The sequence below is a fragment of the Anaerolineales bacterium genome, assembly GCA_019637805.1.
Taxonomy (GTDB): Bacteria; Chloroflexota; Anaerolineae; order Anaerolineales; family UBA11579; genus JAMCZK01.
Window position 1 is genome coordinate 998,663 of sequence record JAHBVB010000002.1, and the last position, 14,819, is coordinate 1,013,481.

The window sequence follows — 14,819 nt, forward strand, 5'->3', positions numbered from 1 at the left end:
ATGCGCTAGTTATCCCCCGGATCTGGCAAGGTGTAGTGCTCCACCACGCCAATCGCATCGAAGGGAAAATAGCGAAAGACGGCTTTGCCAATAATGTCACTGATCGGCAAGGCGCCCCACTCACGCGAATCGGAGGAGGCGTTGCGGTTGTCGCCGATGACATAGACATGCTCCGGCGGCACGATGCGCTCAGACATGTCCAAGCGAATCGGTTCGCTGGCGTAGATTTCCTCCAATGCCTGGCCATTGATGTAGACCTTGCCGGCGTAGATGGCAATGCGTTCCCCGGGCAGGCCGATGACACGCTTGATGTAATCCTCATCCGGATCATTGGGATAAGGGAAGACGACCACATCCCCGCGCTGCGGTTCCGCCCAGCGGTAGGCCAGGCGATTGACGATGATGTAATCCCCATTGTGGAAATTGGGATACATGCTGTTGAACTCGACGCGGACCCGGGCGGAAACAAAGTTGATCGCCAGGAAAAGCACCAAGGCCAGCAGAATAGTCTCGAACACCTCGCGTAAGGTGCGGCGCAGCCGGGAGGACGGCGCCTCGTCCAGCGCGACGACATTCTGGCGGTCTAGCGGACCAAGTTCTGGGGGAGAAGGGGGCAAGGACATGCGAAGCGGCGTGATTATACACGCCCTGCCCTCGCCCGGCGGCAGCAGGAATCAGTCAAAACTGGGAATGGAGAGCGAGTCGACGATGCCGACAATGACAGAGATGACGCAGGCGTCCGGGTTGCCCAGCACCTGGCGGGCGCCGTTGCCTTCACGGTTGACCAGCACCGTGTCGCCTATGCCGGCCTGGGTGCTGTCCAAGGCGATGAAGTCGCCGCTAGGCTCCTCGCCCGGCAAGAGCAAAGGCTGCACCACCAGCAGGCGGCGGCTCTTGTAATCGGCGTGTCCGATGGTGGTGACCACTGTGCCGGTGACTTTGCCGAGGATCATTAGCTGTACCTGCTGACGCCTTTTTTCAAGGTGAAATCAAATTCACCGTCCGGGCGTTGAGTCAGCTCATCGACCAGGCCAACCAGGGCCAGGTCGACCGGCACGAACTTATGCCCGGGCAGCGACAATGCCGCCTCGCGCGAGCGCACCATGACGCACAGGTCGCCCTGGTTGGCTTCGACTACGTCCACGGCGACTTGCAGAGGCCCGCTGGGCTTAAGCTGCCGATCAAGCGGCTCCACCACCAGCAGGCGGTATCCCTCCATGTTGGGATACTTCAGCGTGCTGACGGCGACGCCGCGCACTCGCCCGAAGAGCATTAGCGGCCCAGGCTCCGCAGCACACGCTGCACGATGGTGCGCAGCAAGGCATCGTCCACCTGGCTGCCCAGCTTGGCTTTGACCGCGGTGAAGATACGCGCTTCAAGCTCTGCGCCGCTCAGCGAGCCGCTGGGGGCGGCAGGCGTGATATGCGGCTTAGGGACCGGCGCGCTGGCCGCGGCGGGCGGCACCGGCGCACTGGCGGCCGGTGAAGCCAGGTCTGAGAGATACGGGCGCGCCGGGGCGCTGGCCGGGCGGCTATCACGTTCGCCGATCAGCTGCAGGCCCATGCGGCGCGCTTTCTCGCGGGCCAGGTCGGTGATGACGACGTCATCGGTGACCGTCAGCAACGTGACGCCCTGGCGGGCCAGGTCTTCGATGTCGCGTTCGGTGTAAAAGACTTTAGCCATAGGCCGCTCCTTAGCCGCTGACGCCCTCAAGCGCACTCATGGCCTTGGTGGCCGCATCGTGCGCACTGACAATCTCAGATTCGGAGCCGGCCAGCCACATGCGGCCGAAGCGCCCCACCGAGGAAACGTGCATGATCTTGATGCTGGCGTTCTTCTCAGCCTCATTGCAGGCCAGGTTGATGTAGGCAGCCGGGGCCACTTCCATGACCAGCATGGTCTCGCCAGGGACCAGCATGCTGCCGCGGCGGAAGCGGTTGAGCAACTGCGCCTGGTAGGGGTCCACGTTGGTGATGATCTGGCTGGAGGCGATCTGCGGGCGAATGCGGTCTTCGACCTTTAGGTCGAGGTGGTTCAAGACTGCCTGGCCGGCTTCTTTGACGGCGGCCTGGTTCATCGAGTGCACCTCGAACATGCCAAACTCGCGTTCCACGATCTGGGCGCCGGGCTTGGCCTCAGTGGCCTTGACAGCGATGTCCACCAGGCGGAAGGCTTCGTTGCCCGGGGCCATTTCGATATAGAGCGAAGCCATGCCTTCAGTCGGCAGGTCGCCCTGGGTCACAGTACCCACGAACGCGGCGTACTGCGGCTGCATGCGGTCGATGTAGCAGTAACACCGCAAGGAAAATTTTTGATCTGCCATAGTTAATCCGTTCCTTCGTTGCGCTGGTTGCTCAGGGCAATCCCCAGCGGGGTGACAAACATGGGCCAGTCCGGCACGCTGGTCGGCAGCCCGGTGTAACGCTGCACTACTTCCGCCATGCCAGGGAAGGCGGAAGTACCGCCCACCAGGGTAAGGCTCTCGACCGTGCGGCCGCCGCTGGCCTGGTAGGCCTGGATGTGGCGAGCCGTGATGCTGGCCACCTTTTCCATCACCGGGCGCACCACCGGCAGCAAACGGGTCTGCTGCGCCGGGTCCTTCTTCAGCTCCTCAGCTTCTTCAAAGCTGAGGCCTTGTGCGCCGGCGATAACCAGGCTGAAGTGCGTGCCGCCGGTGGCCTCGTCGGCCGTGTAGACCACCTGGCCATCCTCAATGATGGCGATGCCGGTGGTGCCGCCGCCCACGTCCACGATGGCGCCGTTCTGCAGGCCCAACAAGGCGTTGGCGGCTGTGGGCTCGTCCACCAGCTGATCACACAGCAGGCCAGCGGCTTGCACCACGTTGGCGGTGGCCTGCACCTCCGCCCGGGGTACACCCGGGGGGAAGGAGCTGGCCGCCTCTTGCAGCGGGCGACCCAGACGGGCCTCCACCCTAGCCTTCATGGCGCTCAGCCGGTCCACAGCCCCGATGTAGTCGACCACCAGGCCATCACGCACCACCTGGGCGAACTGGTATTCGCCGGCAAGCGGTTGGCCCTGTTCATCCAGCACGACCAGCACCAGGTAGGCGGTGCCAAGGTCTACACCGGTCAACAGGCGGCCCTGAGGGACAACCTCGAGGGGCGGCGGTTCCGGCTGGTCGATGCGCCGCAATACCTGTGCGGCGCGCGCCAGCCTGGCGGCGGAGTCCAAAGCGCTACTTACTGCAGCGACTTAGGCCTTGGCGCCGCCGCGACCGCCGGAGTTGCCACGCGTGTTCTGCGGCAAGATCATCTCGACGTTCTCGTGCGGGCGCGGGATGACATGCACGGACACCAGCTCGCCAATGCGCTTGGCGGCGGCGGCGCCGGCATCGGTGGCGGCCTTGACCGCACCTACATCGCCGCGCACCATCACGGTCACGAAGCCACCACCGACATACTCGGAACCGATCAGGGTGACATTGGCGGCCTTGACCATGGCGTCAGCGGCCTCGACGGCGCCCACCAGGCCACGGGTTTCGACCATGCCGAGGGCAATCAAACTCAAATCTTGTGCCATTGCTTTTCTCCTTGTTTTTTCGTACTGCGTTGGTTAGCCAACAGGCTTAAGCCTGTGAACTACTGAGGATTTGTTGCACAACTTCCTGGACAATGCGCTCCAACTGTTGGGAGTCCGGGTTGGACACCGCAGCCGCCTCCGTACCGGGCCGCAAAGCAGCCTCCGGCGGCGCCGAAGTTTCGTAGGCCAGGCGTTTGACATTGAACAGGTGGTGCACAGTGATGTTGTCGCCAGTGATGGCGCCGCCGATGCCGCCGGAGCCGAGGGTCATGGAAGGCATGACCGAAGTGGTCAGGCCTACCGCACCGAGGGTACCCATGGTATTGACGCCGATGCGAAAGACCGGCTTCTCCAGGGCGAAAGCCATGATGATCTTCTCATCAGTGGCGTGCAGCATGATGCTGTGGCCGCGGCCGCCGAAGTGGATCATCTCCAGGCAGCGGTCGCAGCCCGCTTCCCAGCCGTCTTCTTCGTACCAGCCCAGCACGGTGGTCAACTTCTCGCGTGAGAGCGGCTCGTCACGGCCGACCTGGCTGAGGCGGGCGACCAGGATGCGGGCCGAGGCCGGCACCTGCACGCCCGCCATGGCGGCCAGCACCTGTGGGGACTTGCCCACGGTGGCGGCGTTGATGGCACCGTCGGGCTTGAAGAGCAGCTGGCGCATGGCCTGGGTCTGCGCCTCGTCCATAAAATGGGCGCCTTCGGCCTTCATCAACTGTTCCAGGCGAGCGGCGATCGGCCGGTCGGCCACCACAGCCTGCTCGGTGGCGCAGATCACAGAATGGTCGAAGGCCTTGCTGCCCACGATATAGCGGGCGGCCTTTTCCAGGTCAGCGCTGCGGTCGACATAGACCGGCACATTGCCGGGACCGACGCCGAAGGCTGGCTTGCCCTGCGAGTGGGCGGCGCGCACCATGGGGCCGCCGCCGGTGGCCAGAATGACAGCGGTACGCTTGTGGCTGAGCAGTTCGTTGGTGCCCTGCAGGCTGACCAGCGACATGCAATGGATCAGTCCTTCGGGTGCGCCGGCTTCCACAGCGGCCCGGGCCATCAGCTGGGCGGTCTCGACACAGCAGTTGACCGCCGAGGGGTGCGGGGCGACCACAATGCCGTTGCGGGCCTTGATCGAGATGAGCACTTTGTTCATCACGGTCGAGGTGGGATTGGTGCTGGGGGTCAGCGCGGCGACCACACCCATCGGCCAGGCGACTTCATAGAGCTGCTTGTGCGGGTCATGGCGGATGACGCCGACGGTGCGCACGTCTTTGATGCTCTCCCAGACATTGCGGGAGGCAAATTCGTTCTTGAGCTTCTTGTGCTCGGGCACGCCGTAGCCGGTCTCTTCGCTGGCCATGCGGCCCAGGCGTTCGGCGGCGCGGAAGGCCGCATCGGCCATCGCCCCACAGACGCGGTCGACCTCTTCCTGGGTGGCCTTGGCCCAGATCTGCTGGGCTTTGTAAGCGGCCTCCACCATGGAGCGGGCTTGTTGGATGGATTGCAGGTCTTTGTCGAATTCAGCCATAGTGTCTCACTAACTCTTGCGGAAAGCGACTTCGCCGTCCACATTGAGGGTGTCAATGATCGCCATAATCACCGCATCCACCGGAGTGTCCTTGGTAATGTCAGTCTGGCGGCCGCTGGAGCCGTGGGCGGTGAGCACCAGGTCGCCCACCCCGGCGTTCACCGAATCGACCGCCACGTACGGCTTGCCGGTGGGTTTGCCGGTCTGGTCGGTCTCGCGGCAGATGAGCAGCTTGCGCCCTTCCAGCTTGGGGTCTTTGATGGTAGCAACCGTGTTGCCGATGACTTTGGCGATCAACATATGCGTGTCCTCTGTCTAATACGCCTGGGCAGGCTGCGGAGCGGCGGCAGGCACAGCCGCGGGAGCGGCGGCCTTTTCTTTTTCGCCAGCGACGATCTTGACGCCCGCGCTGGCGCCGATGCGGGTGGCGCCGGCGTCTACCAGGCTCTTGGCGTCGGCGTAGTCACGCACACCGCCCGAGGCCTTGACGCCCATCTCCGGGCCGACCACGCGGCGCATCAGGGCGATGTCGGCCGCGGTGGCGCCGCCACCGGAAAAGCCGGTGGAAGTCTTGACGAAGTCAGCGCCGGCCTCTTTGGAGAGCAGGCAGGCGGTGACCTTTTCTTCTTCGGTCAGCAATGCGGTTTCAATAATGACCTTGACCAACGCACCGGCGGCATGGGCGATGCGCACCACCCCGGCGATGTCACGCCCCACCAGGGTGAAGTCACGGCCCTTGAGCGCGCCGATGTTGATGACCATGTCGATCTCCGTGGCGCCGTCGCGCAGGGCGGTTTCGGTCTCGAAGGCTTTGACGTCCGGGGCCGAGGCGCCTAAGGGGAAGCCGATCACGGTGCAAACCTTGACCGGCGTGCCGCGCAGCAAGTCGGCGCACAGCTTGACATAACCGGGATTGACACACACCGAAGCGAAGTTGTAGGTGCGGGCTTCATAGCACAACTGGGCGACCTGGTCCGGCGTGGCGTCGGGCTTGAGCAGGGTATGGTCAATCAAGCGGGCTACACTGGGGTCCTGCGGGATGCCGCCCAGGGTGGAAGTCAGCCGTTCCGCGCCAGCGGTGATCACGCGGCCGACGCGGTCAAAGCAGGTGCGCACGCAAATGCCGTCGGCGCATTCCTGGGTGCAGGAATCGCCGTGGACGTGCGCCACGGCCCCACTGGCATCCATCGGGCTGGTCTGGAGGGTGGCCTTGTGGCCGCCACAACCGCAGCCGCAGTCGCCGCTTTTGACGGCTGAGGCGACCGAGGCCCCGCCGGCGGGCAGCTGGCCCTGTTCGGCCAGGGCGGCAATCACCTCGCGGGCGACAATCTCAACAATCGAACGGATGTCAGGGGTAGCGGTCATTTTTTGCTCTCAATCGCCATGATCTTATCGACGCGGGCGGCATGGCGGCCGCCGCCAAATTCGGTGCTCAGCCAGGTGTCCACGATCTGGCGGGCCAGGGCGGCGCCCAGCAAGCCTGCGCCGAGGGTCAGCACGTTGGCGTCATTGTGCTCACGGCTGTTGACGGCCGTGGCGTAGTCGTAGCACATGGCGGCGCGGGCGCCGGGCACCTTATTGGCCGCCATGCAGCTGCCAATCCCCGCCCCGTCGATCACAATGCCGCGCCAGGCTTCGCCACTGGCGACCTTGCGAGCCACGGCCTCGGCGAAGTCGGGATAATCCACCGCTTCAGTGCTGTGGGTGCCGCAATCGTCGATCTGAAAGCCCTTGGCCTGCAGGTGGGCGACCAGGTCCTGCTTCATGCCCAGGCCGCCGTGGTCGGCCCCAATGGCAATCCGGCCGCGGTTGGCGGCGCGCGGCGCGCCAGCGGCGGGTTCAGCTTGCAACCCCGCGGGCTGCAGCTGGGCCAGCACGCGGCCCACGATCTGCTCGACTTCGCTCTCGGAGATGTGCGCCATGGTCAGGAGCCCCCAGCGGTGACGCGGCCGGGCAGGCGGCGGAAGCCGACTTCCTGGACCGGTGCGTGCAATTTCAAGTTGGTATAGAAGCGGAACTGGTCGGCGCGCACTTCGGAGTCGACGTATTCGATGACGCGGCCATCCGCCAGGCGGGTCTCACGATGGAAGACGAAGACCACCGCCGGCATTTCCAAACCGAGCAACTCAGCTACCTGCGGCGTGGCCAGGGTGGCTTCGATCTCCTGCTCGGCATGGTCAGGGCGCAGGCCGTACTGCTCAGCCAGCACTTGATATAGGGACATATGGGAAAAGTCGTGGTTGAGCAGACCCGGGAAGAGCGTGTGCGGCAGATGGGTGCGTTCAATCGCCATTGGCTGGCTGTCCAGCAAACGCAGGCGCAGCAGGTAGACCACTTCTGCGCCGAGCTGCAGCTGCAGACGGCGCGCCAGGAAAGGTTCGGCGCGGATCACGGCCGCCTCCAGCACTTGGCTGCTGGCCTGGCGGCCCTGCAACTGCATCTCTTGGGTGAAGCCCATCAGGTACTCGGCGGTCTTGTTGACCCGCTCGGGGGCGACGAAGGTACCGACGCCTTGCAGCGTGCGCACATAGCCGCGAGCAGCCAAGTAGGCCAAGGCGTGGCGCACCGTATTGCGCCCCACACCATACAGCTGGCCCAGTTCGCTCTCCGAGCGGATGCGCTGGTTGGCGCCCAACTGGCCGGACTGGATCTCCGCCAGAATCGAATCGGCCACTGCTTGATACAGCGGCTTGCCAGCCTGATTCTTTTCAATAGAGGTAGCCATAGCGTCTCGGCATGCAGAACTTATACCTACATGTTCCAACATGTACCATCGAGGATAGCACCAACGGCCCTGCGAGTCAAGCGCGTAACGGGCACAGGGTTGGTCCCGTTTGCCCAGATAACCCATATTCAAGGAGGCAAATAATGCTTAGGTGGGCTCTTACTTTTCTGGTTGTAGCTCTGATCGCCGGTGTGCTTGGCTTCGGCGGCATTGCCGGGACGGCAGAAGGCATTGCCAGAGTGCTGTTCGGGTTGTTCCTGATCCTGGCCCTGGTTTCCTTCATCTTTGGCCGCCGTGTGGTCTAGACCTAGCGGTCTGACCGTGCAAAAATGAAAAAGCCCGCCTGTTTGGCGGGCTTTTTTGTCGGGGCAGCGATCGCGTTAGGCCGCCAGGGGGATCACGTAAAACAGAATGGCAAAGTAGTGCAAAGCGCTGCCCAGCAGCACGAAGCCGTGCCAGATGGCATGGTTGAACGGCAGGCGCTTCCAAACATAGAAGATCACGCCCACCATGTAGGCCAGTCCGCCTGCCAGCAGCAGCGCCAGGCCACCAGGGGCCACCGACTCCAGCAGGGGCCGAATGGCGACCACCACCAGCCAGCCCATCGCCACGTAAGGGATGGCGTTGACCCAGCGCGGCAGCTTGAGCATTACGCCCTGCAGGGCGATGCCGGCGATGGCCAACGTCCAGACCACGGCCAACAAGCTCCAACCCCAGGGACCGCGCAGGTTGACCAGGGCGAAGGGCGTATACGTGCCAGCGATGAGCAGAAAAATGGCGGAGTGGTCCAGGGTGCGCAGCCACTTCTTGGCACGCTCCAAGGGAATGCTGTGATACAGCGTGGAAGCGGTGTACAGCAGGATCTGAGTGGCGCCGTAAATGCTGCAGCTGACGATATGCCAGACACTGCCAAACAGGCTGGCAAAGCTGGTCAGCACGGCCAGGCCGGCGATCGAAAGCACAATGCCCACGCCGTGAGACAGGCTGTTGGCCAACTCCTCAGCGGGGGTGTACCGGTTGGCGTGGATGTTGGTGTTCATGCTCGGCCCAGTATAGCCAAAAGGGCTTAGGCCAGCATGAGTGGCTAGCTGCTGCGGCCCTTGAACACCAGGCGGATGGGCGTGCCTAGATACCCGTAGGCGGCACGCAGACGGTTCTCTAAAAAGCGCTGGTAGCTGAAGTGCACCAGCTTGGGGTCGTTGACGTAGATCAGGAAAGTTGGCGGGTCGCTGCGCACCTGGGTGCCGTAGTAAATGCGCAGGCTGCGGCCAGACTTGCCAGGGGGCGGCTGGTAGTCCTGCGCTTCGCCCAGCACCTTGTTGATCATCGAGGTGCTCAGCTGCACGTGGCGCTCCTCGGCCACTTTGACAGCGGTGGGCAGCACTTGCCCCACTCCCGCCCCGGTCAGCGCTGAGATAAAGATCAGGGGCGCGTAGCTGACGAACTTGAGCGCACTGCGAATGCTGGCCGCCATCTCATCCTGGGCGCTGGCGGTCTTTTCCACCGCATCCCATTTGTTGACCACCAACACAGCGCTCTTCCAGGCTTCCTGGATGTAGCCGGCTATGTGTGCGTCCTGAGCCGTGATGCCCTCAACTCCGTCGATCAGTAACAAAGCCACATCGGCGCGCTCGATGGCCCGCAGGGTGCGGATGCTGCTGAACTTGTCCACACCCGGTGTGATCTTGCCGCGGCGCTTGAGCCCGGCGGTGTCGATCAGACGCAGCTGCTGGCCCTGCCACTGCAGCATGGTGTCGACCGCGTCGCGGGTGGTGCCGGGGATCTCGCTGACCAGCACGCGCTCCTCGCCGATCAACTTGTTGAACAAGGTGGACTTGCCCGCATTGGGTTTGCCCAGCAGGGCAATCGCTACATCCTGCTCAGCATCTTCTTGCGGTTCAGGCAGGCTGCGCAAGGCGGCCACCAGCTCATCCAGCAGGTCGCCGGTGCCAGTGCCGTGCACGGCGGAGATGGGGTGCGGCTGACCCATGCCCAGTTCGTAGAAAGCGCCGGCCGCTTCGCGGCGGGCGCTGGAGTCGGCCTTGTTGACCGCCAGGAAGACCGGCGGGCGCAGCTCGCCGCCCTCCTTGCGTTGGAAGCGGCGCAAGATCTCGGCGACTTCCAAGTCAGCCGGGGTCACGCCGTCTTCGACATCGACGACGAAGATGACTGCATCCGCTTCGCGGATGGCTTGCTCGGCCTGGGCGCGGATCTGGCTGACAAAGTCGGCAGAGCCCACCGAGAGCGCCTGGCGGCCGGCCCCCTGGGCGACTTTGATGGGGTCGATGCCGCCGGTGTCCACCACGGCGAAGTCCTGGCCAGCCCAGTCGGAGTTGGCATACAGCCGGTCACGCGTTGTGCCGGGGATGTCATCCACCACGGCCAAGCGTTCGCCGGCCAGGCGGTTGAACAGGGTGCTTTTGCCGACGTTGGGTCGGCCGACGATTGCGACGATAGGTTTAGACATTAGCGGCTGGTAATAGTAACTTCAATTTGGCTGGGGCTGACCGAAACAATTTCCACGTCGCGCGGCAGCACCTCAACCTCCGGCACCAGGACATGCGTGCCGGCTTGCAGGCCGGTCAGATCGACAAAGATGCGGATGTCGCCGGTCTGCAAGTTTTGCAGCGTGGTCAGCGGTCCGGAAACCACTACGCTGACGGTTTGCGGTGAAAGCGCCGCCTGTAAACCAGAGGCCAGGCCGGCCACTTCCACCTGCAGATTGAGCAAGGTGCTGGTCTCGATCGGCGAAACACCCACGCTGACTTGAACATTTTGTTGTTCGCCCACCACGATCACGCCGGGGGGCAGGCTGAGCGCCAGCCGCGTGGTGACCGTTTCGTTCAGGCCGCTGATGTCCAGCGGGAGTGTGTCCACATAGCCCGGCAAGCCAGCCACGACCTCCGAATCGGTGGAGAACAGCGTGATGACCGGTGGGTCCACAGTGACGCTGGTGACGCGGAACCCGCTGGCAAGGAAGCCCACGGTTTGTACGCGCACCGCCACCTCACGGTAGCCGCCGGCCTGCACGATGGTCTGGCTGATCTCGGCCTGGGCCGGGTTCAGGGTCAGCCCGCTGAGCACATTGCCGGCTTCATCCAAAGCGGTCAAGCTGACCTGGGCGCTGACCGTATCGCGCGCGTCGGCAATGTTCAGGCTGGCGACCACGCGGTCCACCTCGGCCACCAGGGTGGCGGGGCCGGAGACGGTGGTGCTGGCCGCGCCCAAATTGAGGTCGCCGGTCTCAAAGCCGAGGGCCGGGCTGCCCACCACCTGGGCCAGTACCGGGAATTCCTGCACAGCCAGCGGTTCCAGTTGGAATGTGACTTCTTCAGGATTGATCTGCACCACGCGCAGCGGGCGCAGCTCTGAATCGAGCTGGATCGGCAGGGTGTGCTCGCCGGCCTCCAGGCCTTCCAGGTCAATAAAGACTTCCACCGCCCCAGGCAACGCAGTGAGGCGGTCCCACAAGGATACCGGCGCGCCCAGGCGCAGCAGCACCTGACTGGGCAGGTTGCCCACAATGATCAGGCCCGGGTCCTGGTTGCGCACTTGCAGGGCCAGCGGGGTTGGGAAGTCGCGCGCTTCGTTGGGGTCCGTGGCCACCACCGCCGAGACCCAAACGGCGAAAGCAATGGCAAAGGCCAGCAGCACAGTGCCCAGGTTGTTCCACAAGCGCAGAAGCAAGACTTTCCACATATCAGGCTTCGCTATCTCGCTGTTCGCTGAGCAGGAAAGGCAAATAGCGGGCGATGAACTGCTCGAAAGAATTGCTGGGCTGCACCGGGCGGTAGAAGGCGCGCAAGACGCCGTCCAGACGCTCACGGCCCAGACGGTGGATCATGCGTCCGCCAAAGGCGATCGAGATAGCGCCGGTTTCTTCGGAGATGACCAGAGAGACGGCGTCGCTGACCTCGGAAGTACCCAGGGCGGCACGGTGGCGCAAGCCCATCTGGCGCTCCGCCCCCGGCGAGAGCACGCCGCTGGTGGAGAGCGGCATGACACAGGCCGCCCCCGCAATGCGCGTGTCCATGATGATCACCGCCCCATCGTGCAGCGGCGTATTGGGGTGGAAGATCTGCAGCAGCAAGCTGGGACTGACCTGCGCGTCCAACAGGACACCGGTATCCACGTATTCTTCCAGGCTGTCCAGGCGCTGCAAGACGATCAAGGCGCCGTGGCGCTTTTCGGAGAGGCGCAGAGCCGCCTGGGTGATGGCGGAGATGACATCCGGCGAGTGGTCGTTGTTATTGGCGCTGGTCAGGATCTGGCTGGCGCGCCCCAGGCGCTCCAGCGCCCGGCGGATCTCCGTGGCGAAGATGACCGGGATGGCCACCAAGATGGCCGGCAGCGAATTGCGCACCAGCCAGGAAAAAGCGGGCAGGTTGAAGACCACTATCAGCAAGCTGATCAGCACATACAGCACCAAAATGCCGCGCAGCAGCACCATGGCGCGCGTGTTGCGCAGGAACGAAAGCCCGGCATAGACGATGGCCGTCACCAGCAGCAGATCCACCACGCTGGCGAAGGACAAGCGTTGCAGAATAAAGAGGATCTCGTCTAGCAGCTGGCTCATATCAAATCGGTCGCAGCACGCGGTCGGCGCGCAGTTGCTTGAACAACATCACCGTGCCCGGGGGGAGCGATTCCAAAGCAGCTTCCTTCCAGGCAGTTACGTTAAGCTCGTGGGGAAAGCGCTCCTCATAGCCCAGCTTTTGCCACTGGTCGCGCTGGGCGGCCAGCTGGGGTTCGGCAAAGATCAGGGCGACTTCACACTGCAATTCGCGTGAGGCGTTTTCCATTTCCTTGATCAGAAAGGTCAAGTGACCGGCTTCATCCTCACCTGTCGCCATGTGAATATCGTCGACGCGCGCCACCAAGTTCTCCACCTTCCAACCCAGCAGACCCTGCAGGCCGTGCTCGTTGCGCAGGAGCAGGATGGCCTTTTCGCCAAAAGAGGAGAGCAGGCGGTTGGCCTCGCTTTCACCGTGCCCATTGCTGCGCGTGATGAATTCGGTGATCTCGCGGATCTGGCGCGGGCGGGCGCGCATCACCTGCAAACCGTGCGCGGTTTGCGCCAGGTTGGAGAGGCGGCTGGGCACGGTCTCGCCAGTGAACTGCGGGAAGAGCTTCTTCCAGGCGGCTTTGACCTGCTCCCAGGTATCCAGCAGCAAGCCGCCGTTGTCGATAACCACATCGGCCTTGGCCGCTTTCTGCCATTCCGGGCTTTGGGCAGCCATGCGGCGGCGAGCTTCGGCCTCGTCCATGCCGCGCTGGCTGCGCAGGCGCTCCAACTGCACGGCTTCGCCGGCGGTCACCACCCAGATCGAATCACAGGCCTGGGCCAGCGGCGATTCCAGCAGCTTGATCGCTTCCAGCACGATCACCGGCTGGCTGCTCTTGCGGATCAAATGGTTGACCGCTTCGCGCACCAGGGGATGTACGATAGCCTCCAGCAATTTCAGGGCCTGCGGGTCGGCAAAGACCAGGCTGCCCAGCTTCTTGCGATCGATCTCGCCGTCCTCTTTGAGGACGTAGCTACCAAAGGCATCCAGCACCGCCTGGTGGCCCGGCGCGCCGCGCTGGATGGCGCGGTGCCCCAGGGCATCCGCATCGATGCCCAGCGCGCCAGCATGCTCCAGCATGCGGCGCACCACGCTCTTGCCGCTGGCAATGTTGCCGGTCAGGCCGATCACGAACTTATCCGGCCAGGCGCTCACACCACCCTCACGAGATCACCCCCAGCTTGCGGCCCACTTCCGCGAAGCTGTGCAGGCCCTGCTCCAGGTCGTCCGTGCTGTGCGCGGCGGAGATCATCACGCGGATGCGGGCTTTGCCGCGCGGCACAGTGGGGAAAGCAATCGCCATACCAAATACGCCGGCCTCATACAGAGCCTTGCTGAATTCTTGTGCCAACTGGGCTTCGCCCAGCATCACGGGAGTGATTGGGGTCACACTGTGGCCAATATCAAAGCCGAGGGTTTTCATTTCATTCTTGAAGAATTCGGCGTTGCGCCACAGGCGCTCGACCAGCTCGGTGGACTCTTCCAGCAGGTCCACCGCCGCCAGGCAAGCGGCCACGTCCGGCACGGTCATGGCCGAAGAAAACAGGAACGGACGGCCGCGCTGCTGCAGCCATTCCACAATGCTGGCGCTACCGGCCGCCACGCCGCCGACCACGCCAAAGGCTTTGGAGAAGGTGCCGACCTCGACATCCACTTTGCCGTGCAGGCCGTAGTGGTCTACAATGCCGCGGCCGCCGGTCCCCAGCACGCCCTCGCCGTGGGCGTCGTCCACCATCAGCATGGCGTCGCCCTTGCGCGCCTCAGCATAGATCTCGGGCAGCGGAGCAATATCGCCGTCCATACTGAATACGCCGTCCGTGATCACCAGGGCGCGGCGGTACTGGCTGCGGTGCTCAGCCAGCATCTGGGCCAGGTGGGCCGGGTCGCAGTGGGTGTAGCGAATGATGGCGGCGCCGGATAGGCGGCTGCCGTCAATGATGCTGGCGTGGTTCAGTTCGTCGGAGAAGATGACGTCTTCTTTGCCCACCAGGGCCGGGATGACACCCAGATTGGCGGTGAAGCCGGACTGAAAGGTGATCGCCGCTTCGACGCCTTTGAAGGCCGCCATGCGCCGGTCCAGCTCCACATGCAGGTCCATGGTGCCGGCAATGCTGCGCACCGCCGCCGGGCCAATGCCGTATTTTTGAATAGCTTGTTGGGCCGCGGCGGCCAGACGCGGATGGTTGGCCAGGCCCAGGTAATTGTTGGAGCAAAAGTTCAATACGCGCCGGCCGTCCACTTGCAGCCAGGCGCCTTGCGGCGACTCGATGGTGCGGATGTGGTTGTACAACCCATCTTGTTTAAGTCTGTCCAGTTCCTCACCGGCCCAGGCAACCACGTTCGCCATGCAATGCTCCTCGTTTCGCTTGATTAAAGAAAATAACACAGGCCGCGCGGCAAGGACACGCGCAGCCCCTGCTTCTTATTATACGCTCACCAAGCTTGTCCGGCTTTTGCTCGCAACGCC

19 protein-coding genes are annotated in these 14,819 nt (G+C 63.7%); 1 reads left to right on the forward strand and 18 read right to left on the reverse strand.

The window, feature by feature from the left end:
* Window positions 1-5 precede the first annotated feature (5 nt).
* From lepB to KF885_10770, 12 genes are all read right to left on the reverse strand, one after another.
* Window positions 6-623: a signal peptidase I gene (lepB, locus tag KF885_10715; protein MBX3049630.1), complete on the reverse strand. Its 618-nt coding sequence runs from the start codon at window positions 621-623 to the stop codon at window positions 6-8.
* A 51-nt stretch (window positions 624-674) separates the two neighbouring features.
* Window positions 675-953, reverse strand: coding sequence for a EutN/CcmL family microcompartment protein (locus KF885_10720; GenBank protein MBX3049631.1), 279 nt, complete (start codon window positions 951-953; stop codon window positions 675-677).
* A complete protein-coding gene (locus KF885_10725) occupies window positions 953-1,273 on the reverse strand; it encodes a EutN/CcmL family microcompartment protein (protein MBX3049632.1) in 321 nt (106 codons plus the stop codon). Before KF885_10725 ends, KF885_10720 begins: the two co-directional genes overlap by 1 nt.
* On the reverse strand, window positions 1,273-1,683 hold the full coding sequence (locus KF885_10730; GenBank protein MBX3049633.1) for a hypothetical protein: 411 nt from the start codon (window positions 1,681-1,683) through the stop codon (window positions 1,273-1,275). The genes KF885_10725 and KF885_10730 overlap by 1 nt, the downstream gene beginning before the upstream one ends.
* A 10-nt stretch (window positions 1,684-1,693) precedes the next feature.
* Entirely contained in the window at window positions 1,694-2,323 is a 630-nt protein-coding gene (locus tag KF885_10735; GenBank protein MBX3049634.1) for a hypothetical protein, read from the reverse strand.
* 2 nt (window positions 2,324-2,325) lie between these two features.
* Window positions 2,326-3,174: an ethanolamine utilization protein EutJ gene (gene eutJ, locus KF885_10740; protein MBX3049635.1), complete on the reverse strand. Its 849-nt coding sequence runs from the start codon at window positions 3,172-3,174 to the stop codon at window positions 2,326-2,328.
* Between the two features lie 39 nt (window positions 3,175-3,213).
* On the reverse strand, window positions 3,214-3,528 hold the full coding sequence (gene eutM, locus KF885_10745; GenBank protein ID MBX3049636.1) for an ethanolamine utilization microcompartment protein EutM: 315 nt from the start codon (window positions 3,526-3,528) through the stop codon (window positions 3,214-3,216).
* 58 nt (window positions 3,529-3,586) lie between these two features.
* Window positions 3,587-5,062, reverse strand: a complete 1,476-nt coding sequence (locus tag KF885_10750) for an aldehyde dehydrogenase family protein (protein MBX3049637.1) — start codon at window positions 5,060-5,062, stop codon at window positions 3,587-3,589.
* A gap of 9 nt (window positions 5,063-5,071) precedes the next feature.
* Window positions 5,072-5,362, reverse strand: coding sequence for a EutN/CcmL family microcompartment protein (locus KF885_10755; protein ID MBX3049638.1), 291 nt, complete (start codon window positions 5,360-5,362; stop codon window positions 5,072-5,074).
* Window positions 5,363-5,377: 15 nt separating this feature from the next.
* Window positions 5,378-6,250, reverse strand: a complete 873-nt coding sequence (deoC, locus tag KF885_10760; GenBank protein ID MBX3049639.1) for a deoxyribose-phosphate aldolase — start codon at window positions 6,248-6,250, stop codon at window positions 5,378-5,380.
* 173 nt (window positions 6,251-6,423) lie between these two features.
* On the reverse strand, window positions 6,424-6,984 hold the full coding sequence (gene rpiB / locus KF885_10765) for a ribose 5-phosphate isomerase B (protein ID MBX3049640.1): 561 nt from the start codon (window positions 6,982-6,984) through the stop codon (window positions 6,424-6,426).
* Window positions 6,985-6,986: 2 nt separating this feature from the next.
* Entirely contained in the window at window positions 6,987-7,787 is an 801-nt protein-coding gene (locus KF885_10770; GenBank protein MBX3049641.1) for a GntR family transcriptional regulator, read from the reverse strand.
* Window positions 7,788-7,930: 143 nt separating this feature from the next.
* On the opposite strand from KF885_10770, the gene KF885_10775 reads away from it, so the two are divergent.
* Complete coding sequence (locus KF885_10775) at window positions 7,931-8,092, forward strand: DUF1328 domain-containing protein (protein ID MBX3049642.1); 162 nt, start codon at window positions 7,931-7,933, stop codon at window positions 8,090-8,092.
* Window positions 8,093-8,167: 75 nt separating this feature from the next.
* Here the strand turns inward: KF885_10775 and KF885_10780 are convergent, their stop codons facing one another.
* Genes KF885_10780 through KF885_10805 form a run of 6 tightly spaced genes read right to left on the reverse strand, consistent with a single transcriptional unit; the run spans window position 8,168 to window position 14,699 of the window.
* The gene (locus KF885_10780; GenBank protein ID MBX3049643.1) at window positions 8,168-8,827 is read right to left on the reverse strand and encodes a hemolysin III family protein; all 660 of its coding nucleotides are present in this window, start codon (window positions 8,825-8,827) and stop codon (window positions 8,168-8,170) included.
* Window positions 8,828-8,871: 44 nt separating this feature from the next.
* The gene (gene der, locus KF885_10785) at window positions 8,872-10,254 is read right to left on the reverse strand and encodes a ribosome biogenesis GTPase Der (GenBank protein MBX3049644.1); all 1,383 of its coding nucleotides are present in this window, start codon (window positions 10,252-10,254) and stop codon (window positions 8,872-8,874) included.
* A complete protein-coding gene (locus KF885_10790; protein ID MBX3049645.1) occupies window positions 10,254-11,486 on the reverse strand; it encodes a hypothetical protein in 1,233 nt (410 codons plus the stop codon). Before KF885_10790 ends, der begins: the two co-directional genes overlap by 1 nt.
* A gap of 1 nt (window position 11,487) precedes the next feature.
* Entirely contained in the window at window positions 11,488-12,363 is an 876-nt protein-coding gene (gene cdaA / locus KF885_10795) for a diadenylate cyclase CdaA (protein MBX3049646.1), read from the reverse strand.
* Between the two features lies 1 nt (window position 12,364).
* A complete protein-coding gene (gene coaE / locus KF885_10800) occupies window positions 12,365-13,507 on the reverse strand; it encodes a dephospho-CoA kinase (protein ID MBX3049647.1) in 1,143 nt (380 codons plus the stop codon).
* A gap of 7 nt (window positions 13,508-13,514) precedes the next feature.
* Window positions 13,515-14,699: a glycine C-acetyltransferase gene (locus KF885_10805; protein ID MBX3049648.1), complete on the reverse strand. Its 1,185-nt coding sequence runs from the start codon at window positions 14,697-14,699 to the stop codon at window positions 13,515-13,517.
* Window positions 14,700-14,819 lie beyond the last annotated feature (120 nt).

Bases quoted from the DNA above. Each gene is read 5' to 3' on its own strand.
- lepB (MBX3049630.1), bottom strand. From the start codon at position 623: ATGTCCTTGCCCCCTTCTCCCCCAGAACTTGGTCCGCTAGACCGCCAG.
- KF885_10720 (MBX3049631.1), bottom strand. From the start codon at position 953: ATGATCCTCGGCAAAGTCACCGGCACAGTGGTCACCACCATCGGACAC.
- KF885_10725 (MBX3049632.1), bottom strand. From the start codon at position 1,273: ATGCTCTTCGGGCGAGTGCGCGGCGTCGCCGTCAGCACGCTGAAGTAT.
- KF885_10730 (MBX3049633.1), bottom strand. From the start codon at position 1,683: ATGGCTAAAGTCTTTTACACCGAACGCGACATCGAAGACCTGGCCCGC.
- KF885_10735 (MBX3049634.1), bottom strand. From the start codon at position 2,323: ATGGCAGATCAAAAATTTTCCTTGCGGTGTTACTGCTACATCGACCGC.
- KF885_10750 (MBX3049637.1), bottom strand. From the start codon at position 5,062: ATGGCTGAATTCGACAAAGACCTGCAATCCATCCAACAAGCCCGCTCC.
- KF885_10755 (MBX3049638.1), bottom strand. From the start codon at position 5,362: ATGTTGATCGCCAAAGTCATCGGCAACACGGTTGCTACCATCAAAGAC.
- deoC (MBX3049639.1), bottom strand. From the start codon at position 6,250: ATGGATGCCAGTGGGGCCGTGGCGCACGTCCACGGCGATTCCTGCACC.
- rpiB (MBX3049640.1), bottom strand. From the start codon at position 6,984: ATGGCGCACATCTCCGAGAGCGAAGTCGAGCAGATCGTGGGCCGCGTG.
- KF885_10770 (MBX3049641.1), bottom strand. From the start codon at position 7,787: ATGGCTACCTCTATTGAAAAGAATCAGGCTGGCAAGCCGCTGTATCAA.
- KF885_10775 (MBX3049642.1), top strand. From the start codon at position 7,931: ATGCTTAGGTGGGCTCTTACTTTTCTGGTTGTAGCTCTGATCGCCGGT.
- KF885_10780 (MBX3049643.1), bottom strand. From the start codon at position 8,827: ATGAACACCAACATCCACGCCAACCGGTACACCCCCGCTGAGGAGTTG.
- der (MBX3049644.1), bottom strand. From the start codon at position 10,254: ATGTCTAAACCTATCGTCGCAATCGTCGGCCGACCCAACGTCGGCAAA.
- KF885_10790 (MBX3049645.1), bottom strand. From the start codon at position 11,486: ATGTGGAAAGTCTTGCTTCTGCGCTTGTGGAACAACCTGGGCACTGTG.
- cdaA (MBX3049646.1), bottom strand. From the start codon at position 12,363: ATGAGCCAGCTGCTAGACGAGATCCTCTTTATTCTGCAACGCTTGTCC.
- KF885_10805 (MBX3049648.1), bottom strand. From the start codon at position 14,699: ATGGCGAACGTGGTTGCCTGGGCCGGTGAGGAACTGGACAGACTTAAA.